The sequence below is a fragment of the Phyllobacterium sp. 1468 genome (assembly GCF_031455525.1).
Classification (GTDB): domain Bacteria; phylum Pseudomonadota; class Alphaproteobacteria; order Rhizobiales; family Rhizobiaceae; genus Phyllobacterium.
Map to the genome: position 1 here is coordinate 61,159 of NZ_JAVDSX010000013.1, position 23,245 is coordinate 84,403.

General features: G+C 56.3%; 21 protein-coding genes and 2 pseudogenes. 14 read left to right on the forward strand and 9 right to left on the reverse strand.

Annotation, left to right across the window (positions count from 1 at the left end; all coding sequences use genetic code 11):
- Positions 1-478: 478 nt before the first annotated feature.
- Together J2X72_RS23915 and J2X72_RS23920 are read right to left on the reverse strand one after the other, a co-directional pair.
- On the reverse strand, positions 479-619 hold the full coding sequence (locus J2X72_RS23915; protein WP_210005221.1) for a hypothetical protein: 141 nt from the start codon (positions 617-619) through the stop codon (positions 479-481).
- 182 nt (positions 620-801) lie between these two features.
- Entirely contained in the window at positions 802-1,161 is a 360-nt protein-coding gene (locus tag J2X72_RS23920) for a hypothetical protein (protein ID WP_210005222.1), read from the reverse strand.
- 1,041 nt (positions 1,162-2,202) lie between these two features.
- On the opposite strand from J2X72_RS23920, the gene J2X72_RS23925 reads away from it, so the two are divergent.
- Together J2X72_RS23925 and J2X72_RS23930 are read left to right on the forward strand one after the other, a co-directional pair.
- A complete protein-coding gene (locus J2X72_RS23925) occupies positions 2,203-2,874 on the forward strand; it encodes a hypothetical protein (protein ID WP_210005224.1) in 672 nt (223 codons plus the stop codon).
- A gap of 78 nt (positions 2,875-2,952) precedes the next feature.
- Complete coding sequence (locus tag J2X72_RS23930; RefSeq protein WP_210005225.1) at positions 2,953-3,438, forward strand: sigma factor-like helix-turn-helix DNA-binding protein; 486 nt, start codon at positions 2,953-2,955, stop codon at positions 3,436-3,438.
- A gap of 260 nt (positions 3,439-3,698) precedes the next feature.
- Here the strand turns inward: J2X72_RS23930 and J2X72_RS23935 are convergent, their stop codons facing one another.
- The 3 genes from J2X72_RS23935 to J2X72_RS23945 all read right to left on the reverse strand — a co-directional run bounded on the left by J2X72_RS23935 (position 3,699) and on the right by J2X72_RS23945 (position 6,309).
- Positions 3,699-4,058 (reverse strand): response regulator transcription factor, encoded by a 360-nt coding sequence (locus J2X72_RS23935; protein ID WP_405044773.1) that lies wholly within the window; start codon positions 4,056-4,058, stop codon positions 3,699-3,701.
- Positions 4,059-4,168: 110 nt separating this feature from the next.
- Positions 4,169-4,798, reverse strand: a complete 630-nt coding sequence (locus tag J2X72_RS23940) for a response regulator transcription factor (protein ID WP_210005229.1) — start codon at positions 4,796-4,798, stop codon at positions 4,169-4,171.
- Positions 4,798-6,309 carry an ATP-binding protein gene (locus J2X72_RS23945; RefSeq protein WP_210005295.1) on the reverse strand — a complete coding sequence of 504 codons (1,512 nt, stop codon included), beginning with the start codon at positions 6,307-6,309 and terminating at the stop codon, positions 4,798-4,800. Before J2X72_RS23945 ends, J2X72_RS23940 begins: the two co-directional genes overlap by 1 nt.
- A gap of 270 nt (positions 6,310-6,579) precedes the next feature.
- Here J2X72_RS23945 and J2X72_RS23950 point away from each other — a divergent pair, with 270 nt between their 5' ends.
- From J2X72_RS23950 to J2X72_RS23965, 4 genes are all read left to right on the forward strand, one after another.
- Positions 6,580-7,143: a Dps family protein gene (locus J2X72_RS23950; RefSeq protein ID WP_210005231.1), complete on the forward strand. Its 564-nt coding sequence runs from the start codon at positions 6,580-6,582 to the stop codon at positions 7,141-7,143.
- Positions 7,143-8,366, forward strand: coding sequence for an oxalate decarboxylase family bicupin (locus tag J2X72_RS23955; protein ID WP_210005232.1), 1,224 nt, complete (start codon positions 7,143-7,145; stop codon positions 8,364-8,366). The genes J2X72_RS23950 and J2X72_RS23955 overlap by 1 nt, the downstream gene beginning before the upstream one ends.
- 73 nt (positions 8,367-8,439) lie before the next feature.
- Positions 8,440-9,249, forward strand: coding sequence for a formate/nitrite transporter family protein (locus J2X72_RS23960; protein WP_310076093.1), 810 nt, complete (start codon positions 8,440-8,442; stop codon positions 9,247-9,249).
- 52 nt (positions 9,250-9,301) lie between these two features.
- Positions 9,302-11,608 carry an FdhF/YdeP family oxidoreductase gene (locus J2X72_RS23965; RefSeq protein ID WP_210005233.1) on the forward strand — a complete coding sequence of 769 codons (2,307 nt, stop codon included), beginning with the start codon at positions 9,302-9,304 and terminating at the stop codon, positions 11,606-11,608.
- A 380-nt stretch (positions 11,609-11,988) separates the two neighbouring features.
- Here J2X72_RS23965 and J2X72_RS23970 read toward each other — a convergent pair.
- Together J2X72_RS23970 and J2X72_RS23975 are read right to left on the reverse strand one after the other, a co-directional pair.
- Positions 11,989-12,291, reverse strand: a pseudogene (locus J2X72_RS23970) (sulfatase-like hydrolase/transferase); the annotation flags it as partial.
- Positions 12,292-12,402: 111 nt separating this feature from the next.
- On the reverse strand, positions 12,403-13,491 hold the full coding sequence (locus tag J2X72_RS23975; RefSeq protein WP_210005235.1) for a PHB depolymerase family esterase: 1,089 nt from the start codon (positions 13,489-13,491) through the stop codon (positions 12,403-12,405).
- A gap of 200 nt (positions 13,492-13,691) precedes the next feature.
- On the opposite strand from J2X72_RS23975, the pseudogene J2X72_RS23980 reads away from it, so the two are divergent.
- Positions 13,692-13,793, forward strand: a pseudogene (locus J2X72_RS23980) (DUF892 family protein); the annotation flags it as partial.
- A 135-nt stretch (positions 13,794-13,928) separates the two neighbouring features.
- Here the strand turns inward: J2X72_RS23980 and J2X72_RS23985 are convergent.
- Positions 13,929-15,512 carry a GMC family oxidoreductase gene (locus J2X72_RS23985; RefSeq protein ID WP_310076166.1) on the reverse strand — a complete coding sequence of 528 codons (1,584 nt, stop codon included), beginning with the start codon at positions 15,510-15,512 and terminating at the stop codon, positions 13,929-13,931.
- A gap of 146 nt (positions 15,513-15,658) precedes the next feature.
- Positions 15,659-16,330 carry a GntR family transcriptional regulator gene (locus J2X72_RS23990; RefSeq protein WP_210005237.1) on the reverse strand — a complete coding sequence of 224 codons (672 nt, stop codon included), beginning with the start codon at positions 16,328-16,330 and terminating at the stop codon, positions 15,659-15,661.
- A 182-nt stretch (positions 16,331-16,512) separates the two neighbouring features.
- On the opposite strand from J2X72_RS23990, the gene J2X72_RS23995 reads away from it, so the two are divergent.
- The 7 genes from J2X72_RS23995 (at position 16,513) to fhmpcd1 (ending at position 23,147) form a co-directional block, all read left to right on the forward strand.
- Positions 16,513-17,349, forward strand: coding sequence for an alpha/beta fold hydrolase (locus J2X72_RS23995; RefSeq protein ID WP_210005240.1), 837 nt, complete (start codon positions 16,513-16,515; stop codon positions 17,347-17,349).
- Between the two features lie 41 nt (positions 17,350-17,390).
- Positions 17,391-18,530, forward strand: a complete 1,140-nt coding sequence (locus J2X72_RS24000) for an NAD(P)/FAD-dependent oxidoreductase (protein WP_210005242.1) — start codon at positions 17,391-17,393, stop codon at positions 18,528-18,530.
- 69 nt (positions 18,531-18,599) lie between these two features.
- Positions 18,600-19,190, forward strand: a complete 591-nt coding sequence (locus tag J2X72_RS24005; RefSeq protein WP_210005244.1) for an amino acid synthesis family protein — start codon at positions 18,600-18,602, stop codon at positions 19,188-19,190.
- 31 nt (positions 19,191-19,221) lie between these two features.
- Positions 19,222-19,680, forward strand: coding sequence for a YbhB/YbcL family Raf kinase inhibitor-like protein (locus J2X72_RS24010; RefSeq protein ID WP_210005245.1), 459 nt, complete (start codon positions 19,222-19,224; stop codon positions 19,678-19,680).
- A gap of 70 nt (positions 19,681-19,750) precedes the next feature.
- The gene (locus J2X72_RS24015; protein ID WP_210005246.1) at positions 19,751-20,473 is read left to right on the forward strand and encodes a class II aldolase/adducin family protein; all 723 of its coding nucleotides are present in this window, start codon (positions 19,751-19,753) and stop codon (positions 20,471-20,473) included.
- A 116-nt stretch (positions 20,474-20,589) separates the two neighbouring features.
- Positions 20,590-22,221 carry a choline dehydrogenase gene (locus tag J2X72_RS24020; RefSeq protein WP_310076168.1) on the forward strand — a complete coding sequence of 544 codons (1,632 nt, stop codon included), beginning with the start codon at positions 20,590-20,592 and terminating at the stop codon, positions 22,219-22,221.
- On the forward strand, positions 22,218-23,147 hold the full coding sequence (gene fhmpcd1, locus J2X72_RS24025; protein ID WP_210005247.1) for a 5-formyl-3-hydroxy-2-methylpyridine 4-carboxylate 5-dehydrogenase: 930 nt from the start codon (positions 22,218-22,220) through the stop codon (positions 23,145-23,147). Before J2X72_RS24020 ends, fhmpcd1 begins: the two co-directional genes overlap by 4 nt.
- The last annotated feature ends 98 nt before the right edge of the window (positions 23,148-23,245 follow it).

The window sequence follows — 23,245 nt, forward strand, 5'->3', positions numbered from 1 at the left end:
GACTGCTCAATCGGGGCGCAATCGCCTCCGTACTTTCGCCAGATCGGGGACGGAGACACGCCCTTCGACCGAAGCGCCCGGGGAATCTCCAGGTCCAAAATTTACAGTGGAAGTCTGGCCGATGCTCATTGGTCGACCGATATCGCCGTGGGTGCCGAAAGCAGACAAAAAAACGGTGATAGGCCGGCTTTTCCCACCGCTTGCCGGAAAACCCTATAAGAGGGATTGACGGCTGAAACTTCCGCGCAAACTCGCCCAAAATCATTCTAGGCGGGCTGGATATTTGCGCAGCCGGGGATCTTTCCGACAGACATTGAACACGTGTTCGTCGATCTCACGCTCACTTTTTCGTCAGCCCAAAACTCATCTCTTTCGCTGAAAAGGTAGGGTCCGCCGATGATGATCAAAGCGTGACGCTTGAGCGAAGAAAAAGCCCCGGCGCAGGCAATGAGTTATTTCGGCTGAGCAATGCGTTATTTCAGCTGAGCAATGCGTGGGAAACCCAGTTGAATCCAACTGCGAGAGCGATCGATACGACAATAACCACCAGAAGAATGATCTCCGCCAAATCCACGTGTGGCATGTGGTTGTAGTGAGGACGATGACTAAACTTGGGCATTCGGGCCTCCATTAAAAGGCAATCATTGAAATCGTTATGTGCCGGTACAAGGAACCTCATCCGGGGATCGCCTCACGGGAAGGATATTTTTAGCCGTGCCATCAAATATCCCGTCCACTTCAGCATTCGAATCCGGTCCCCAATCGCTATGGGGGGCCGGGATTCGAAGAGCTTACGATGGGTTACTGGCAGTATTCGTCGTACAGGGGAGAATTCCAACGGAAAAGGTACTCGCAGGAATAGTAAGGACCCCAATAATTATCGTCACGGCGAAAGTCCCTAAAGTGACCTCTACGGTCCGCGAAGCTGCTATGGCTCGTCGCGAATCCACGGGCATTGTTGAAGGTGCCATCACGGCCAAAAATGCCACCGCTGCGGGAGTTATGACCGCTACCGCTGAAGTCGCCGCGACTGCCGGAAAAGCTATGGCCGCCGCCGCCATGACTGCTGCCGCCGCCATGAGCCATCGATTCAGTTGCCGAGCCGGCTGCCAACATGGCACCTAAAGCGGTTATCGCTAAGATTGTTGCTGATTTTCTCATAATTAACTCCTTGAAAGCTTCCAATTGTGAAAGCTAACTTAATATGGAGATAGAAAGTCCGCCTATGTATTATACGTTAGTTTATATGCTTAGGTCTTGCGTTTTAAGCATATGCAATGGGTTTCAGCCCGCCAACCGACAGTATATGATGTCGGTGTATCATTACCTAATGTGTAAAACTATTTTTGAGCCGAATGCAATGCATGACCCAACCAGCCTTCTGACCTTAGGTTCTGGCTCGTTTCATCCTACTTCGTCGCCCTGCATACTAGGAGTTTTGCACGTCATCTGCTCAAACACTGACCCCTGGCCCTTGCCGGCGATGCAGTCGACCGGACGACGTTACCGACTTAGCTTGGCGCGGAATGCAATGCGAAAGAATCTTTGACGTTTGCACGTTTGTACACCGCCCTCTCACCCTAATACACGCCAGGCGACATGAATTGCTGTCTCCGAGTGCTTCAAGGTTTTCAAAATAGCTCATTGTTTCAGTCCGGTTTCGCCCACCGGATACAAACCTATGTATGGCTCAATAAAACCAGCGCGTTATTAACGCGCACCTGTGTATGATGGAGTATTTATCACCGCATGGCTACAAACATGTGGAATAGAAATTACGCAGGGAGGGTAGCAATGCTATCTGACCACCAATTCCTGCTGATACCAAGGACCTAATGCTATGGAGAAGCTAGATACGATTTGGATCATGCTGTTTCTGGTAGGCTCGGCCGCTATCGTAACCCTTGCATTTGCCACCGGCGATATATTTGCCCTGAATTGAGCCTGCGAAGGGCATTTCTTTTGGGGGCCTTCTACCCCCGGCAGTTGAAAACTACGGCCGCCGCCTGATTTCTCGATCAAGAACCAGCGCATACAGCAACAGAACACTTTCTTCAGGTTCAGATGCTTTCCCAGGTGCCATCGTGTTGATCTGTCAAAATAGCGCAGCTTGCGAAATCGAAAGAATGATTGTCCGCAATAGGCGGCCAGGCAGCAAACCCCGAAAGATCGCCATGCAACTAGAATTCTGGAGGATTGAAAATGCGTACCGTATTTAGGACAGGGCGGTTCTTGTCACTCGTTTTTGGAACAGGAGTGATTGCGTTAACTCTGCAAGGCAACGCGCAGAGCGTGATGATGCAATCAAGCAAACCAAACATCAGCGATCCGGCATCCGATCACGCCAATGTGCGCGGGGTAATTGTAGGTCTTGTGGGCAGGTCGCTGGTGGTCAAAACGCGCGACGGGGGCGACATGGCAATCACCTTGAGTGATGACTGCCTCGTCAACAGCGTTGCCATGGCATCGATAAATGATATTAAGCCAGGAGACTTTGTCGGCATTTCCAACGTACCGAAAAGCGAAGGGATGAGCAGTGCACTCGAAGTCGTAATCTTCCCGGCCGCACTCAAAGGTACGGGCGAAGGCGACCGTCCTTGGGACCTGAAGCCGAACAGCAGCATGACCAATGCGACTGTTGCGAACACAGTAAAGGGTGTGGATGGGCGTACGGTTACAGTTACGTATCAGGGCGGCGGGCAAAAGAGGATCGACATCCCTGATAAGACGCCGATAGTGACCCTCTCGCTTGCCACAATGGATGATCTGAAGTCCGGCGCCACAGTCTTCGTTCCTGCAGAACATGGAAGCGATGGCACGTGGACAACGCATCGTGTCGTCTTCGGCACCAATGGCGTGGTGCCGCCCATGTGAGTTTCGACCGCTGAGGTGGATGTAGCAAGGTAATCCACCTGATCTGAGTCGGCCAACTCCTCTTCAGGGGAACTATTCATGACGGACGAACGCGAAATCAGGGAGGATCTATCCCAGTGTCTCGGCCGGCTTTGGCGGTTTGGGATGATCCTGTCCTTCCGGTCTGATGTTACCCTCGCTCTTGTCGAGGCGACGTGTGTTCGTGCGCTGGAACGCGCGCCACTCCTCATACGCAGTAGTCGTCTTGATTGCTGGTTGTTCTCGACACTGCATTCGATTTGGCAGACAAAAGTTACCATTCGCGACGAGAATTCCGAGATGCGTTTCATTGATAACGCGGTCTTGCAGCGGGTGAGTGCACTTCCGGACGAGTATCGCGCGGCCGTGTTCCTGGCTTATGTTGAGCATATGTCATACGCAGAGGTCGCGAAAGTTCTCGTGATACCGATCAGTACGGTCGTAAGCCGCCTCGCGGCCGCTCGAATTATGCTGGCCGAAAGCGCAGACGTTGCAAAAGCCTCCGGGTTGGCGGAAGCTGCAATTCTAGTCGACAGGCCGGCGTAATAGTCTCACACGTTGCGTATGAATTGAGCTGGTCCTTTTTTATCAATAGCGGCAGATGGTCGGACGAGCCCTTTGCGGTGCTACCCGCAAGAAAGCCGAGATATTGTCCCTTAGCCTTTCGGGCGCGAATCCGCATGCCATCTTGCTATCCCCGTGAAAGGTATCGACACCGGTGAGCCTGTTACTGATCGAAGAGATGTGATCGTTGAATCGTCCTGGAAGAAAGGTGGCTATTGCACAGTTTCTTCGGTTGGCATGCATCACACAGCCAGAGCGTGCTCGATGCAATCGATCATTGCCTCACTTTCGAAAGGTTTGCGGAAAAACCCTTTGGCACCTGCCGCCATCAGCTGTTTGTGTATGCGTTCATCCTCGAATGCGGTGATGAAGATGACTGGCGTGCCTACACCAATATTTCGCAGGATCTGGAACAACTCCACTCCACCAATTCCGTCCATCTGTATGTCGGTTATCAGGCAGTCGATTTCAATAAGCCCCCGTTGCGCCAGGAATGATTCTGCGGAAGCAAACGTATGGACGTTGAGTCCATGTGAGCTGATCAAATTCTCCATGGCATCGCGCAGTGACGCGTCGTCCTCGACGACGACTATGGATTTCAAACGGTGCACCAGAAAACCTTTATAACGGTATTAAAAGTCTGTAACTATCAGCTGGTTACATGCACCATTGAGAGACTGGATGATATCATACAGAAGTTTAGGTTCTGGCATCACGTGTTTAAGCCGGGGCGAAGCGCCTCGTAGGCTTTGACCAATTCCGCCAGAGTTCGCACACCCATCTTTTCCATTAGATGGCCACGATGGATCTTGACAGTTATCTCGCTCACACCAAGTTGGCCTGCGATCTGCTTGTTCATAAGGCCGCTCGTTACCAAGGCGATGATCTCACGCTCCCGGCTCGTCAGACTTCCGTACCGCCCCATCAGCGCCGACAGTTCGTCTTCGCTCGCCCGGCGGTTTCGATCAAGTGCCAATGCATTCGAGACCGCATCCAGCATGTCCTGATCCCGAAATGGCTTCATAAGAAAGTCGATAGCCCCGGCCTTCATCGCTCGCACTGACATGGGGACATCACCGTGACCGGTCATGAAAATAATGGGGATATTGTTCCCAAGCCTCGCCAATTGGTTCTGAAAATCGAGTCCGCTGACGCCTGGCAGGCGTATATCGAGGACGAGGCAACTTTCGGCGCAAACTTTGGTAGGACGGGCAAGGAGTTCGGCGGCGGAGCCGAACAGTTCCACGTGGATACCGACCGATTCGAAAAGATTGCCTAGCGCTTCCCGCAAGTGGACATCATCGTCAACAACATAGACGCTCGGCGTCGTGAGCACGGCCATCACCCGACCTCCTTAATAAATGGAATTGTAACTTCAAACGTGGTGCCAGCTCCCGGTTCGGAAGTTGCATTTATGCTCCCGCCATGGGCGGTCAAGATTGAACGGCATATCGACAAGCCCATACCCATTCCGTCGGGCTTCGTCGTAAAAAAAGGGTCAAACAGTCTATCGCGGACTTCAGGCGGGATACCAGGGCCAGTGTCCTGAATTCGCAGAACGACGGCGGCTTCCTCTGACGACGACTTCACCAGAAGCTCGCGCCTTCGGCCAGGAGCGTTCGCCATCGCTTGAATGGCGTTCAAAATAAGATTCAGGATGACCTGCTGTAGCTGTACCCTGTCCCCGTGAATCTCAGGGAGATGGTCTGCGAGGTCAAATCTTAATGTCACTTGATTGACATCAATTTCGCGTTGCAGCAGGGCGACTGTTTCCTCGGCGATCTCATTGAGATTAACGTTGACGGCGTTCGGCGACGACTTCACTGATAAACCGCGTAAATGCTTGATGACCTCGCTGGCGCGGGTTGCGTCAGCGACCATTCCCTCGATCGAAGATTCGACTTTTTTCAGATCGGGCACGTCTCTTCTGAGCCACCGCAATCCGGCTCCTCCGTTGGTGACGACGGCGGCCAAAGGCTGATTTAGTTCATGAGCGATCGAGACCGTCAATTCGCCAAGGGTAGCGATCCGGGCGACGTGGGCCAGCTGGCTTCGCGCAACATCGAGTTCGTTCTCTGCTTCCCGTCTCGCGGTAACATCCATTATGCTGATCAGAACCATGTCGAGCGTTGGGCGATCGGGCGGTACGGCAACGTTATAAAGAAAGATGAGTTGGCGCCCCTGCGAGGTTCTTATCACCGTTTCGGCTTCAAAGCTGTGGTTTCCAGCCCAGATCGATGCGACGAAATTCCAGACCTTACGTTCCACCTCTGAACTGACGAGAGCGGGCAGCAGCGTGCCCAGCCTATTTATATCCGGCATATTGAACATGTTCAGAGCGGTGTTGTTGGCGTTTATCAACTTGATCGAACTCAGCGCTTTCCGGACGAACCCGGGATCGAGGTTCTCAATATCCTCGACGCTTTGGACACCATCAGTTTTGAATTTGTCGATGGCAGTTTTAAGACCCGTAAAATCCATCTGGAGGATTCCAACCCCTGTGGCCAGGAAAATGGACCGGTAGCGCTGCTCGCTGTCTTCCAGAATACCGATTGCCGCTTTCAACCTGAAAGCAAGAAATGTCGTTATCCCGGTGGCAGCAAGGCTGATGAAGCAACGTCCTATTGACTCTACAGGGAGTTCCAGTCCGTGCGAAAGCAAAAAGCTTAGAAGTGTCAATCCCATGCAGCCGGCACCAATCGCAACAAGCTGGGTCTGATTGGCGAAATTGAGCGACAGCAGGACTACCACTACGTAAAGCACAGCAATGGCAATGTCGAATGTAGTTAATGTGTCTAGCAAAAAGACCGCCACAGCAATAAGCGTTGCAGCGACCGGGGAAAATCTTGACAACAAATTATCTCCATATGGTCGAGTCGATCGGGCTATACCAGATTGGCCGTAAGGCTGCACAATCTTAAGTAGCGCGATGTCGCTAAATTCCGGCGATCACGGAGGTGTCGCGGCTCGCCTCGCGCATGTAACATCCGGCCGACGGTAATGCCCCTATACTCAAGTATAACTTAATCGAAACGAGTATCCACTGTCACAGCAGGAGGGCTTGCCCTAGGCTTAATACAACAATCAGCCAGGATACCATGTGGACAGAAAAGGGGTCGTTGAATGAGCCTTTCAATTTATCTAACTCACCGGGTGAGATCGCTCTATTCCGGCGACGCTGTCGCCGAGGTCTCGGCGGCCTTGACCACCCTGCTCGCGGACACCTTCGCGCTGTACCTGAAGACGAAAAGTTTCCATTGGAACATGACGCCAAGCGGTTTTGGTATTTTCCAGCCACTGCTAGGCGAGCAAGCCGAGCAGATACTTTCGATCACAGATGTTATCGCTGAACGCACTCGTGAACTCGGAGGCACGGCACTGCATTCGATTGGTCATATCGGGCGACTGCAGAGGCTTGCCGACAACAATGCCGATCACCTTACGCCAGCTGAGATGTTGACAGAACTCGCCAGCGACAACAGGCAACTCTCTTCATTCCTGCGTTGCACCCGCGATGTCTGCGATGTGCACCGGGATTTTGAAACGGCTGACTATTTCGAGACTTGGATCGACGAGGCCGATGGCCGAACGTGGTTTCTCATTGAAGCATGGCGTGCGCATCTCCGATCAACCCCGACGGCTGAGGCAGTGCAGGTGCAAATGACACTATCGGAAAGGCTGATATAATGAATGGTTTGAGCCGTCGTGAGGCGCTTCTGACGCTGTCTGCAGGTGGCGTCGTCGCCGCTGCGGGGTCAACGAGTTATGCCGCAGACCTGCCACAGCCGCGCCGTGCCGGAGCGGGCGGCGATGATCCCGGACCACGCAACGTGGCTCGGGATATTCAGAATCCGGACATCCTCAATCAGCCGATTACCGATGCCGGTACCTTGCCAAATCTACGCTTTTCGTTTGCCGATGCACCTATGAAGCAATATCCGGCCGGCTGGACCCGGCAAATTACGAAACGGGAACTTGGAATCTCCCAGGGCATTGCCGGCGTTGATATGCGACTGAATGCCGGCGGCGTCCGGGAATTGCACTGGCACAAGGAATCCGAATGGGCTTACATTCTTTATGGGAGCGCCAGGGTTACTGCTGTTGATCCTGAAGGCAAGAACTTTGTCGATGATCTTGGTCCAGGCGATATCTGGTATTTTCCATCTGGCACACCGCATTCCATTCAGGGGCTTGGTCCTGACGGCTGCGAATTTCTCCTCGTTTTCGATGATGGAGGTTTTGACGAGGACAGCACGTTCCTGTTGAGCGATTGGTTCAAGCATGTGCCAAAAAGTGTGCTCGCCAAAAATTTCGGCGTTCCTGCAACTACCTTTGATAACCTGCCTGCTCCTGGCGACCGTTACATTTTCAATCTTCCCATTCCAGGCAACCTAGACAGTGACAAGATTGCTGGCGCAACCGCAGTTCCCAATGGTTTCGTGCATCGAATGGGTTCCCAGATTCCGATTCAAACTAGCGGGGGCACCGTCCGCATTACTGACTCCAGGAACTTTCTCGTGTCAAAAACGATTGCGGCCGCCCTTGTGGAAGTCGAACCGGGCGGTATGCGGGAGTTGCACTGGCACCCAAATACCGACGAATGGCAATATTACATTCAAGGAACCGGAAGAATGGGCGTATTTGCAGCAAACGGCCACTCCCGCACATTTGACTTCGCAGCCGGCGACGTCGGTTATGTTCCTTTCGCAATGGGACACTACATCGAAAACACAGGCGATAAGCCCCTTGTGTTTCTCGAGATTTTCAAAAGCGACCACTACGCAGATGTCTCTCTCAACCAGTGGCTGGCGCTTACCCCTCGGGAACTCGTCTCCGGACATTTGAACTTCGGTAAAGCAGCAATGGAAGCTTTGAAAAGAACCAAAGAACCGGTTGTTAGCGGCGCATAGATACGGGCGCAGTCATGTACGCGCCACGCGGCATCAACTTGGATACAGGCTTCGCTTCCCGAAAGGAATCCGGATGTACGAAGAAACAATCAACAAGCTCTCCGAGTCGGGCGGGTCCAAGCCTGTAACGCTTAAGAGTAACCCACTTGCCTTCATGATTGGCTCGGCCATGGCGGGTGCGTATATCGGCTTTGGCGACATCATCATGTTCACGGTGGGCGCACATGCAGACCCTTCATGGGCTCACCTTGTAATGGGTACTGTTTTCGCCTCGGCGCTGACGATCGTCATTTTTGCCGGCTCAGAACTTTTCACCGGTATGACCATGTATATGCCGCTTGCGCTTCTGAGCGGCAAAACTGGTTTGATTGATCTCCTGCGCGTTTGGGTATTTTGCTGGCTGGGCAATTTGGCAGGAGCTTTCTTACTTGCGGTGCTTTTTAAACTTGGCGGCGGGGGTGTCTTGCTCGGCGACGGCAGTCCGGCTTTCTTTTCAGCGGTTGCAGCGAAAATCAGTGCGCCGGCTCACGAGCTTTTTGCCCGGGGCATTATATGCAACTGGCTGGTTTGCCTCGCGATCTGGATGTCTTATCGAACCGAAAACGATGCTGCGAAGATTTTTTTGATTTTTTGGCCTATCCTGATTTTCGTCGCGGCTGGTTTCGAGCACTGCGTGGCAAATATGTTCGCTTTTTCGTTGGCGCTCCTTGGCCCTCATCCTGAAACTATTAGTGTATATGGCGCTTTGCACAATCTGATATTTGTCACTCTGGGCAACATTGTTGGCGGCGGGATCATGGTGGCCTTCGGATACTGGGTACAATTCGCAGGCACTGCCCAAGGGGCTTCCCCGCTTGTCAGAAGCCGAACGATCCCCCGGTGAGCAGGACCGGCTGAAACTACCTTATCAACATAGTTGGAAAAGCGGATTTGACATGGCAAGGAAAAGACCCGAAGGCATTGAACCGTATAACGCAGCAGCCGGCGGCTGGGGCGCATTGAAGGCGGTGGCGGAAAGCCTTTCCCGACAGCAGGTGGTTGCACGGGGTCCAGCAACACTCTTGAAGGTCAATCAACCCGATGGTTTTGACTGTCCTGGCTGCGCCTGGCCTGATCCGAAGCACACGTCTTCGTTCGAGTTTTGTGAGAATGGTGCCAAGGCCGTCACGTGGGAGTCTACCACCAAACGCCTGACGCCGTCGTTCTTTGCATCTCACTCCGTCTCAGAATTGTGGGACTGGCATGATCATGACCTCGAAAACCAGGGGCGACTAACCCATCCGCTGATCTATGATGCGACCGTTGACAGATACGTAGAAATTGAATGGGACGATGCATTCCAAGCGATCGCCGACGCGTTGAACGCGCTCCCCGATCCGAATATGGCGGAATTCTACACCTCCGGCAGAGCCTCGAATGAAGCCGCCTTCCTTTTTCAACTGTTCGTGCGGGCTTACGGAACGAACAATTTCCCCGACTGTTCCAATATGTGCCACGAAGCGACAAGCGTAGGTTTGCCTCAATCGATCGGTGTCGGCAAAGGCACCGTCACACTTGAAGACTTCGATTATGCCGATGCCATCTTCAGCTTCGGCCACAATCCGGGCACGAACCACCCCCGCATGATGACAACACTGCGGGAAGCTGCGAAGCGGGGTGTTCCGATAGTGGTCTTCAATCCGTTAAAAGAGCGGGCGCTCGAACGGTTTGCTTCCCCCCAAAGTGCCGTCGAGATGGCAACACTGGCGTCCACGGAGATTGCCTCAGCCTATCATCAGGTGCGCCCCGGCGGCGATCTTGCCGTGCTGAAGGGGATGATGAAGCGAATTTTTCAAGGGGACAGGGCGGATATTGAAAACGGCGGAAACGGCATGCTCGACCGTAGTTTTATTGCCGAACACACGGATGGCATCGAGGCTCTGCGAACAGACATCGATGAAACGACCTGGAATCAGATCGAGGCGGTCTCGGGGCTCTCGCGGGCGGCAATTGAAAGTGCCGGTGACGTTTACCTGAAGGCGAAGAACGTCATTCTCTGTTACGGGATGGGTATCACGCAGCACAGGAATGGTACTTCCAATGTTCAGCAAATCGCCAACTTTTTGATGTTGCGCGGGAACATCGGCCGTCAGGGAGCCGGCATTTGCCCATTGCGGGGCCATTCCAATGTTCAGGGTGATCGGACGGTAGGTATTACTGAAGCGCCCAACACCGCGTTGCTGGATGGCATGGAGCGCGCCTTCGGCTTTCGCCCGGTGGCAGAGAAAGGTCACAGCGCCGTAGAGGCGATTGAAGCTATCTGCGCGGGCCGTTCAAAGGCGCTTGTTTGTCTCGGTGGCAATCTTGCCGTGGCAATGTCGGACCCTGACGCCACTTTCGCAGGCATGCGGAAGCTAGACCTGGCGGTTCACCTTACGACCAAGCTCAACCGCTCCCATCTGCTGAGGGCGAGAACATCGATTATACTGCCGGTCCTTGGCCGCACCGATCTCGATATTCAGGCGACGGGCCCACAATCCGTCACGGTCGAAGACTCAATGTCGATGGTTCATGCATCGCGAGGCTTTCTGAAACCGCCAAGCGACTTGGTCCGCTCGGAGTCAGCTGTGATCGCCGGCATTGCCAAAGCCACCCTTGGCAACCGGCATGGCATAGCGTGGGATGCAATGATCGAAAACTACGACAGGATACGCGACAAGATTGAAGTGGTCTTTCCGGACTTCCATGACTTCAACGAGAGGATAAGGCAGCCCGGCGGGTTTCGCCTGAGCGTGCCAGCGTCCATCCGCGACTGGCGCACCCCGGCCAAAAAGGCCCAGTTTCTAATCGCCAGAGGCCTTAACGAAGATCCGCAAGCTTTGGATCATGACCTTCTCACATTGACGACCATTCGCAGTCACGATCAGTACAATACGACGATCTACAGCATGGATGATCGTTACAGAGGTGTGTTCGGACGACGCGATGTCATCTTTCTCAACGTGGATGACCTCGCCAGCAGGGGCCTATCTGAAGGAGATGTACTTGATGTCGAAGCAGCCCGAAACCCAGCTGAAATTGATGACGGGCCGCGGCTAGTTCGCCGCCTCACTGCGATTGCGTACAATATCCCGAGCGGATCCGCTGCCGGATACTATCCGGAAATGAATGGTCTGATCGCATTGTCGCACTACGACCGCCGCTCGGGAACCCCTGGATACAAGTCGATTCCCATCCGCATCAGGCTTGCGACACCAGGCTGACGGGATGGCTATGACGATGCGCCACGGAGCCCTTCTAATTGTGGGAATTTCCTAACGGATTGAAGGTCATCCAAATAAAGCGGCCAGTTGGTGTTGATAGCCTGCGTATTGACAAATACTACCATGCAAAGTTTCGCATTAAGGGAGATGACGACGAGATGTTTATTAACAGTGGGGCGCCCGCGCTGACGCTCCACCGATGGCACGCGTCAGTCACCTCCACCAGCGCCCCTTATGGATTCTTCAATTTTAATGAGACTGAAAGAGCTTGGTGGCTGACTGGGCGGATAGTCTTTCATCGTCTGCAGGAAATATTCGCCGACATGACCGAACTGCTCGACAAACGTTTTCCCATTAGCCAGCACGCGATCCTTTGGCTAGTCGCGGTTTTCTGGTTCTTCTTCCGCGTTAAGGTGGTAGAGATTGCCGAGAAATTCATCGAAGCCGTGCATGGTTGGCCGGTGCTCGTCCCAATCACCCTGATGGTTCTTGCCAAACTGTCCAGTTGCATATCCCTGGCTCTTAAGTACGGTCGCCATGGTGACATCGGTTTTTTGCCAGCCCTGTGGGGCGCCAGGCAATCCAACCTTGGTCATGCCTGTGCGGACTGGAACATTGCCTCCAATGAACGCAGCCCGACCTGCAGTACAACTCTGTTGGGTGTCCGTGAATGCAAGTCCTTCCTACACTAATCTCTCAACTTGTTTCTGACGCCGATCATATTCATTTCCGCGATCCGCAAACAATGCAGCGCAGTTTCATTTACAAACCATGGACGATCGAGAAGGACATCGTTACTTCAGCAATCCAGCTGTGCGCAGAGCATCTTCAATCACATCGCTGACCGATCGGTTTGCACGTCGTTGAACCTGCCGCTCAGGTTGTGGGGCGGCATTCGCTTCCTGCTTAACGATAGACGTTCTCGCATTGCCAAGCAGTCCCCACGATTTGGCGATATGCCAAGTGGATGAGATGCCGACATCGAGCATGAAGGCACGGGGAGATCCGTAACTGTGTACACCCTCTTGCTGGAGTGGAGTGCCGTGGCCCATTCCATTGATCGTGTACGCCTCGACTAGGGTAGTGCCTTCTGTGTCGCTCCATTTGCGTACGGGATGGCCATCGACCGTTCCCTTCATCGGAGCCTTGTCAATTTCGTGCAGGCTGCGCCACTGGCCAAGGATTGCTTCCATGTTGACCGGGTCGACGGTTCTATCGGCGGTGCCGTGCCAAACTGAAATGGTGGGCCATGCTCCTTGGTGATCGGATGCGCGCCGCACCCGATCAGCGAGAACGCGGCTGTCCTGCAAGCCGTGGCCACGCATTCGGTCGAATGCTTCGGGGATGCTTGACGCGCTGCCATAAGGCAAACCTGCAATGATTGCGCCTCCTTTGAACATCTCGGGATAAGTGGCAAGCATGGCGGCGGCCATCGCACCGCCTGCTGACAAGCCCGTCACACAGATCTTTGCCGGGTCTATCGAAAGCCTGTCCCTTAAAACTTCGATCATCTGACTGATTGAACAGACCTCTCCCTGGCCTCGGGTCGTGTCTTCAGTGGCAAACCAGTTGAAGCAAAGGTTCGGATTATTTTTCCGTTGCTGTTCGGCAAATAGCAGGGCAAATCCGTATTGATCGGCCAGTTCCGACCATCCTGAACCGTCGCAATAGTCGGCCGCCGTTTGTGTGCAGCCATGGAGGACAACCACAAGTGCCGATCCAGGCTGGACCGTCTTCGGAATATACATCCAGGCGAGCAGGTCGCCTGGATTTGAGCCGAAGTCGGGCAAAATGCATAAACGCGTGTTTGACTTCCTCCTGGTCGGCTTGGCTACGCTGCGCTGACCATTCAGGCGGTTGATCATATCGGCAATGTTCCTCATGACAGCGTCCTTCCTGGTCAACGACGGGATGGCGCTGATACACGCCTAACGCGTCTCGCAAGCAATCGTTGCTGCACTGCACAAATAATTTGGATCAAGGGTAATCAAGCTTACGGCAGGCAATAAGATGGCCTTCTCGTCTTTGATGGTATGGGGCGAGGGGTCGCCGCCGTGTTCCCCACCGAAGGTCACACCTCTAACATTATGAAATTGCCCGCTATGGTTCTCTGCGTGAACGGGTAAAGGTTTTGGGAAATGAAGAGGCGCATGTTCTCCTCAGTGAAATCCTCGACCAGGAATAACTAGCAACCAATCGCTACAGAACTCTGGTTGTCTTCCCTAAGCGTTTTGATCGACATTTGTTAGAATTCGCACACGGGCGAGAAGCTGCTGCAGGATCTCCACGGCCTTTCGCGAGGAATGACGCGCTGAACCGGTCAAGAACATCGGCCCGTAGGATCAAGATGGAGGATTTCCTGGTGCCGTCGGGCGAAGGTCTCGGCAATCGCGAGGACCGCAGCATGAATCGGCCCTGCGGTGAGGTTGGGCATGATCGACGCGTCCACGACAAAAAGATTGTCGAGCGCCTTGAATCGTAGATTTGCATCGACGACGGCGTCCGTATCCTTACCCATCCTGCAAGTACCGCAGGGATGATGATGTGTGATGACCGACCGCGCGATGAAGTCGTCGATCTCGGCCGCACTGTTCAGGGGGCCTGGCAGGAGTTCGCGCTCTCGCCAGGAGGCGAGTTCATCTCTATGCCCGATTATCCTTGCCGCCTCGAGAGCTCGGCGAAACATCTCGCGGTCGCTGCCGGTTTGCAGGTATGCCGGGTCGATGATCAATCGATCACCGAGCTCAGGCCCGCTTATACGCACGCTGCCGCGGCTCGTCGGACGGGTGATGCCGAACAGCAACGAGTAGGCCCTGCCGGTGGCGGGCGCCTGGAAGCATTCGGACACGATCGGAGCCACGCCGCAACCAACAACTATCTCAGGCTGCCCGGTAGCTGTGAAGCTGTCAGCGCGCATATAGGCCATCGACTCCGAATGTTGGAGACGCGAGGGCGGCACCTGCTCGCGGGCGGCATAAAGGTTGCCGGCACCAAGCAGGTGGTCCTGAAGGTTTCGACCGATTTCAGGCATGTCGATCAAGCAGCCAACGCCTGCGGCATGGAGCACATTATGCGGACCGATCCCCGAACGCATCAGCAAAGCCGGACTTTCCAGCGCTCCGGCACAAAGTACAACTTGATCCGGAAAGACTTCGACCGAACCCTGTCGCCCTAAGACCTCGAGGCTGCGGACCTGATTGCCCTTGAAGTTGAGCCGATGCACCTGGGATCCCGTAAGGATGTTCAGGTTCTTGCGGTCCCGAACGGCTTTTGTGAGCCAGGCGTCCGCCGCTGTAACCCGCCGCCCGTCACGAATGTTCAAAGAGTTAGGGGTGACACCGATCATCTCTCCGCTATTGTGGCCCTTAAGGCGCGGCAGACCCAACGATGCGCCTGCCTCCATGAAGGCACGAGCGAGCGGACTTACTTTGTCTGCCGGCAAATAGATCGGCAACGGCCCGCCCTTGCCGTGAATGCCGTCGCCACCAAGTGGATGGTTTTCGATAGCTTGGAAAGCCGGCAGCAGTTCGTCCCAACTCCATCGCCGATCCGCAGTCGCGTCGACCCAACCCTGGAAGTCGGAAGGATGACCCCGCATGTAGCCCATCGCGTGCAGGCAACTCGAGCCGCCGATCAACCGCCCGCGCGCCCAATGATGCACCCGGCCTGCGGTGCCTGCTTGCGGCTCCGTGCGATAGTCCCAATCGTAGCTACGGCCCTGAAGCGCCGGCCAGGCAGCAGGGTTCCAGATGTCGGGGTCCGTCGCCTCTTCGCCTGCCTCGATCAGCAGAACGCGACAGCCCGGCTCTTCACTCAGGCGCGAGGCAAGCAAGGTACCGGCCGACCCGCCACCGACGATGACTATGTCGCAATTCGGTTTGCGCTCGACATTGGCCCTGGTCATCATCACTCCATCCGCCACTTGCTGGCTTCGCTAGCCGACATGTCTGACACCGACATGGTGAAGATCTGCGTTCGGCGGAGACCCGATCCGAACGTCTTGAAGGATTTCGAGTCTTCAGACGGAACTGCAGACTTATTCGAAGACCCTCAAATCCCGCTGTCCATGGATACTTTTGCTGCCGCTTTCGCCTTCAAGACGTGCTGTTTCGAGGCTTTGCGGGCAGCTTTTTCGTCGCCGGCGGCGATGGATTCGAATATCTCCCTCATCTCCGCCAGGCTGCTTTGTGCTCTGCCCTCCAGGGACATCGATCGCCCTCGAAAGAAGCTTATCCTGGCAACCAGACCGCGATGGACTTCCTCCAGTATCGGGTTCCCGCAATTCGCGAGTATGATCGAATAAAAGTCCGCCGCGGTCATGACCTGCGCCAGGCTGTCATTGCTGGATGCCGCCTCCTCGAATGCGGAAAGAGATTTCTCGAGCTCACGCAACTGTTCAGGCGAAATCCTCAGCGCGCATCGTCCCGCTGCCTCGACTTCGAGCATCTCTCGAACCTCGTAGATAGCGGTTGCCACCTCCCACGACAGTGCCGGTACCGAGGGCCCGCGGTTGGGTACGATCTCGATCAGGTGCTCGGCCTCAAGACTGCGCAAAGCCTCCCTTAGCGAGGGGCGGCTGATGCCGAGTTGTGTGCACAGTTGACTTTCGACAAGGCGACTTCCCGGCTGAAACAAACCGGAGAAGATGGCGAGCCGTAACTTGTCGACGGTCTCCCGTTGCACTGTCCGTGGCGAAATTCGCAAATTCAAATCTGGGGGCATCGGGAACGTCTCATGTGCTTTTGAATCGTAAGCTGAAGTTGCATACGCCACGTCGAACAAATTTGCAGCATGATAGCCACATTGTCAAATCTAAAGATTGCAAGAATGTCAGACAATCGGCTTGACACTAACTCCGTTCTATATAATCCTTTTGCAAGAGACGGGCAGCGGAGGCGAGGAACGTGGACATGGCGGCGAACATACCTTCCGACCACTCTATTTCGCGGCGCATCGACATTGGCCGCATCACCTTGAACTTGCGCGAGAGGGGCAACGGCCCGTTGATGCTCTTCTTCCACGGCATCACCTCCAACTCGGCGGTCTTCGAGCCGTTGATGGGCCGGCTCTCGGATCGGTTCACGACGATTGCCATTGACCTGAGAGGGCATGGACTCAGTGACAAGCCGGAAACCGGCTACGAGGCGAATGATTATGCGGACGACATCGTCGGTCTGATACGCACGCTCGATCGCGGCCGTGCCATCCTCGTTGGACATTCGCTTGGCGCTCGAAATTCCGTGACGGCCGCAGCGAAATCCCCGGATCTGGTGCGGTCGGTCATCGCAATCGACTTTACACCGTTTATCGAGACCGAAGCGCTGGACGCGCTGGAAGCGCGGGTGAATGGGGGGAGCCAGCTGTTCGAGGATATAAATGCCGTCGAAGCATATCTCGCCGGCCGCTATCCGAATATTCCCGCCGGCGCCATCAAGATCAGAGCTCAGAGCGGCTATCAACGGGTCGACGGCGGATTGCGTCCTTTGGCCTCGCCTGCGGCCATGGCGCAGACCGCCAAGGGCCTGCGAGCGGACCTGGTGCCCGCCTACCGGGACGTGGCCAAGCCAGTCCTCATCGTTCGAGGCGAAGCGAGCAAACTGGTGTCAGCGGCGGCGCTGGCGAAGACAAGCAGGCTGCGGCCTGATCTGCCGGTCGTCGTCGTTCCGGGCGCCGACCATTACGTCAACGAGGTATCTCCCGAGATCACGTTGAAAGCCATCACCAACTTCATTGACGCCTGACGGCCAAGCGCCGTCTTCTTGTACACAGCAGGATCCAGAACATGGCCAACGTAAACAGAACTCCAGGGAAAACGCGTCGTGCCGAGGTCGCTGGCGGCGGCTTTGCCGGCCTGACAGCGGCCATCGCTCTCAGGCAGAACGGCTGGGATGTCAGGCTGCACGAAAAGAGCTCGGAGCTGCGGGCTTTCGGCGCGGGCATCTATCTCTGGCACAACGGCCTCCGCGTGCTCGAAGGGCTAGGTGCCTTGGACGAGGTTCTCCAGGGCTCACACACGCCTCCGACATACGAGACGTGGATGCATAACAAGTCGGTTTCCAAGGAGACGTTCAATGGTCTCCCCTGGCGTATTATGACCCGAAGCCACCTGCACGATGCCCTGGTCAATCGGGCGCGTGCCCTGGGGGTCGACATCCGCGTCGATTCCGAAGCAGTCGCCGCCGATCCGGAAGGGCGCGTGACCCTCCAGAGCGGCGAAGTTCTGGAAGCCGACCTGATCGTCGGCGCCGACGGCGTTGGTTCCAAAGTCAGGGATTCCATCGGTTTCAAACAGGATCGATGGGTTTCGAAAGATGGCCTCATCCGATTGATTGTCCCGCGCATGAAGAAAGATCTCGGCCATGGCGAATGGGACAATACCATCGACATGTGGAACTTCTGGCCGCGTGTTCAGCGGATTCTCTACTCGCCCTGCAATGAGAATGAGCTCTATCTGGGCTTGATGGCTCCGGCCGCCGATCCTCGCGGATCAAGCGTTCCGATCGATCTCGAAGTTTGGGTCGAGATGTTTCCTTTCCTGGAACCGTGCCTGATCGAAGCGGCCAAGCTGAAAACCGCCAGATATGACAAGTATGAGACGACCAAGCTGGATAGCTGGACAAGAGGCAAGGTCGCCCTCGTGGGCGATGCCGCGCATGCAATGTGCCCCGCGCTTGCCCAGGGTGCCGGTTGCGCGATGGTCAACGCCTTCAGCCTGTCGCAGGACCTGGAGGAGGGCTCTTCGGTCGAGGATGCGCTCGTCGCGTGGGAGACGCGCATCCGCCCGATCACGGATCGCTGCCAGGCCCTATCTGGCGACTATGCCGCGAACCGATCGCTATCGAAGGGAAACATGTTCACGCCAGCGGCGCTGGAAGCCGCACGCTACGACCCGCTGCGCCGTGTCTACTCGTGGCCGCAGTAGCGTCGTGCGAGCCAGCCAACGAATTAATCGGTGCGTGCGGAAACAGCGCACGCCACTCAGGAGTTAAAGATGAATTATTCGAGTGAAGTCGAAAGAGACTACGATGTCAGGGGATGGTACTCCTCGGTCCAGGAAAGTCGGCATGACGGCGGTACGCCTGGCGATACCCTCGTCAAGGTCGCGACAGGTGTTGTCATCCGCAATCCCTTCGCTGGCAAGTTCGTCGCCGAACTGTCAGATCTGACTAATCCGAGTTCAGCGATCGGTCATGCGCTCGGCGAGCGAGCCGTGGCGCTGCTCGGCAGCAGGCCGGTCGAAAGCTATGGCAAGGGCGGTATCGCGGGTACATCAGGCGAACAGGAACATGTCGTCGCCTGCATCACCACTATATTCGGAAATTCGCTGCGGGAGCAGGTAGGCGGTGGCAAGGCCTGGATATCGTCGGTCAGCAAGGTCGCCGTCGCCGGCACGACCATTGATATCCCGCTTGCCCACAAGGACGAGCTCTACATCCGTTCCCACTATGATGCCATCACCTTTTCCGTGCCGGATGCGCCGCGCCATGACGAGCTGTTGATCTGCGTCGCCGTCGCATCGGGTCCGCGCGTGCATCAGCGTGTCGGAGGCAAATCCGTCGCCGACCTGAAGGCCGGCGTCTAGTTCGATCGAAATTTGCTGAAGGACGAATTCCATGCCCCTGAACATCAAGGACCTCAAGATTACCTCAGCCGATTTCGAGCCGCTCGGGAAACTGCGCGACGAACACGCTGGCGACAAGGGCAACGTATTGCCCAAGCTTACCGTCAGTGGCGTCCCGGGAGGTGCGAAAGAGCTCGCGGTCATCTGCCACGATCCAGACGCGCCGCTCGCCAACGGTTTCACGCATTGGGTGGTCTACGGCATCGATCCCTCGGTCACAGACCTTTCGGACGCCCAGGAGAAGTTCCGTGTCGGCCCCAACGGTGCCGGCCACAAGCAGTACTACGGGCCTCAGCCCCCCGCGGGTCACGGAGAACATCACTACTACTTCTGGGTCTATGCCCTGGACACCAAGGTCGACGGGACGCCCACCCGGGAAGAGTTCCTGCAGAAATATGCCGGCAACATCATCGAGCAGAATCGGATCGTCGGCATCTACGAAAACAAGTGAAATCCGCGGCGTTGGCAACCGATAACAACAACAAGAATGGTCGCCATCGCCGCAATGGGAGAATTTGGAAATGATAGACCACAGCCCCGCGCACCAGAAGGTCTTCGAAGAGTTGGTTACAGCGACGAAGATTCTGCTGAACGAAGGTATCCTGGATACGTTCGGGCACATCAGCGCTCGTGACCCCGAGGATCCCGAAAGCTTCTTCCTGGCACAGAAGCTCGCTCCGAGCCTGATAACGGCCGGTGACTTCCAGCGCTTCAACCTCGACGGCGAGACCTTGGATAACAGGCCGTCCTATCTCGAGCGCTACATCCACAGCGAGATTTACAAAGCGCGGCCGGACGTCCAGTGCGTGCTCCACAGCCATTCGCCGGCTGTCCTGCCTTACTGCTTCGTCGACCAGCCGCTCCGGCCGGTCACCCATATGGGTGCTTTCCTCGGCGACGCCGTCCCAGTCTACGAGATACGCGACAAGCATGGAGACGCTACCGATCTCTTTGGCGGCAGCCGGAGCGTCTGTGGAGACATCGCTGAAAGTCTCGGGAACTATCCCGTCGTGCTCATGGCGCGGCACGGCGTCGTCAATGTCGGCAGTTCTGTCCGGCAGGTGGTATTCCGGGCTTTCTATCTTGAACAGGAAGCGGCAGCTCAGACCGCCGGCCTGCGGATTGGCACGATCAAGTATCTGTCGCCGGGCGAAATCAAGGCCGCGGGAAATCTCGTCGGCGCCCAGATCGACCGTGGATGGGATCACTGGTCGCAGCGCCTTAGGGAAGCGGGCCTGGCCTAGGGTCCGCGGGTGTTTGAACATACCCGGAAGACCTTGGTCATAGCCCAGGTTTTCCAGGCTCGATCTCAATGGGTCCCTGACGGAACGGGGGTCAGACGAAGGCAATGAAAAGCAACATGCCGCACGCTGAAAGCTACGATTATATCATTGTTGGGGCCGGATCGGCCGGTTGCGTGCTTGCCAACCGGCTGAGCGCCGACCCGAAATGTTCGGTGCTGTTGCTGGAAGCCGGCGGCTGGGACCGCGATCCCATGATCCATATACCACTTGGCTGGGGCAAGATCCTGACCGAACGGCGCCATGACTGGATGTATTTCTGTGAGCCGGAAGACAATGTCGGCGGACGCAGGGTCGAGTGCGCACGCGGCAAGGTTGTTGGAGGATCATCCTCGACCAACGCCATGGCCTATGTGCGGGGCAACCGCGGAGACTATGATCGTTGGGCAGAATCGGGACTCAGCGACTGGTCCTATGACAAGGTGCTGCCGTATTTCCGCAAGCAGGAAAGCTGGGAAGGCGGCGAGAGCCAGTTTCGTGGCGGCAAAGGTCCGGTCAGCACTCAGTTCTGCCGCTACAAGGACACGTTGATCGATGCTTTTGCGCAAGCCAGCGTGCAGGCCGGTTACGAGCAGACGAGAGATTATAATGGCGAGCGGCAGGAAGGGTTCGGCCGCCTCCAGATGACGATTTCAAAAGGCCGGCGCAGCTCGACTGCGACAGCCTATCTGCGGCCGGTGCTGAAGCGGCCCAACCTGACCGTTCTGACGGAAGCCAGCGCGACGAAGATCGTGCTAGAAGGTGCGCGCGTCACGGGCGTCACCATCCACCATCGTGGCGGCGAACGCACGGTCGTCGCCCGTAACGAAGTGCTGCTTGCCGGCGGTGTGATCAACTCGCCGCAACTGATGATGCTGTCGGGCATAGGGGCGCAGGATGAGCTTGCCGCCCATGGTATTGAGACACGGGTTAATCTGCCGGCGGTCGGCAAGAACCTGCAGGATCACGTCTCGGTCATTCTCATGTACCGTCGAAGGGCTCCTGGCGGCCCGTTCCTGCGCAACATGCGTGCGGATCGGATCGGGTGGGATTTCGTCAAGACCTACCTGACGGGACGCGGTTTTTCGGGGGATGTACCCGGCGGTGTCGTCGCCTTTTTGAAGAGTGGCCCGGCGCGACCGTTGCCGGATGTGCAGCTGCTCTTCACGGCGGCTCCGCTCGCCGCATGGCCATATTTCAAGCCATTCAAGGCGCCGTTTGCGGACGGCTTCGCGACACGCATTGTGGCCACGCAGCCTGAAAGCCGGGGAGCGGTGAAACTGGCGTCGGCCGATCCTTTTGCGGCACCCCTGATCCACCAGAACTTCCTGGCCTCGCCGAAGGATTGGGAGTCGCTGCGGGCCGGCTTCCGGGTGGCAAGGGATCTTGCCGCACAGCCCTCCATGCAACCCTTCATCGAGGCGGAGTTTTTTCCCGGCCCGAAGTGTCAGAGCGACGACGAGATCGACGAGCATATTCGCAAGACCTCCATCACCGTGCACCATCCGGCCGGGACTTGCCGAATGGGAGCCGATGCGGCCTCGGTCGTGGACCCGCAATTGCGCGTTCGCGGCGTCGAAGGCCTGAGAGTGGTGGACGCTTCCGTCATGCCCGACTTGGTCTGCGGAAACATCAATGCGGCAGTGATCATGATTGCAGAGAAAGCCGCCGACCTTATCGCGAGTTCTAAAGAAAGCAGGGCAGTGCAATGATCAGAAATGTTGCCATCATTGGTCTGGGTACGATGGGACCGGGTATGGCCGCCCGGCTCGCCAGAGGTGGCCTTCAGGTGGTCGCCTACGATGTTGCCCCGGCAGCGATCGAGCGCGCGCGACCTCTGCTAGGCGTGGCCGAGACCGTCCTCGACGCCTTGGGTATTGCGCCTCCGTCGGCCGGCGTTGGAACGGTTCGCTTCACGGGTGATATCGGCGATGCGGTATCCGGTGCCGACCTCGTCATCGAGAACGTTCCTGAAAACATCTCGGTGAAGTCCGAAGTCTATCGTACGATCGACGGCCTGATAGGCTCGGACACGATCGTCGCCTCCGACACGTCGGGTATTCCGATCACCAAACTGCAGGCGCATATCTCCCATCCCGAGCGGATGGTCGGCATGCACTGGTCGAACCCGCCGCACATCATCCCAATGATCGAGGTGATCGGCGGCGAGAAGACCGGGCCGCAAACCGTGGAGGCGATCCGCGACCTCATCCGCTCGATCGGCTTGCTGCCGGTGGTGGTGAAGAAGGACGTTCCCGGCTTCGTCGAAAACCGCGTGCTCTATGCACTGCTGCGCGAGGCCGTCGACCTCGTTGAGCGTGGCGTCATCGATCCGGAGGATCTCGACACCTGCGTGTCGTGGGGCATCGGCTACAAGATCGCCGTCATCGGACCGATGGCGCTGCTCGATATGGCGGGCCTAGATATCTACAAATCCGTCTCTTCCTTCCTCCACGCGGACCTCTCCAATCGTGACGATGTCGCGCCCATGGTGCTGGAAAAGACGGACGCGTCGAAGCTCGGCATCAAGTCGGGCGAGGGCATGTTCTCCTATACGCCCGAGCAGACCAAGGCGCTGCAAGGCGAACGGGCGCGCAAACTCGTCGCGGTGCGGCGCATCCTGGAAGGTCGGGAGTAGCCAATGGCGTATCGTGCTCACAGGATCGGCCGAGCTAGGGAATTTGTAACGGCGGCTGTTGCTGCAAGGCGCGTCGTCGTGGACCGGGCGGCGCGGCG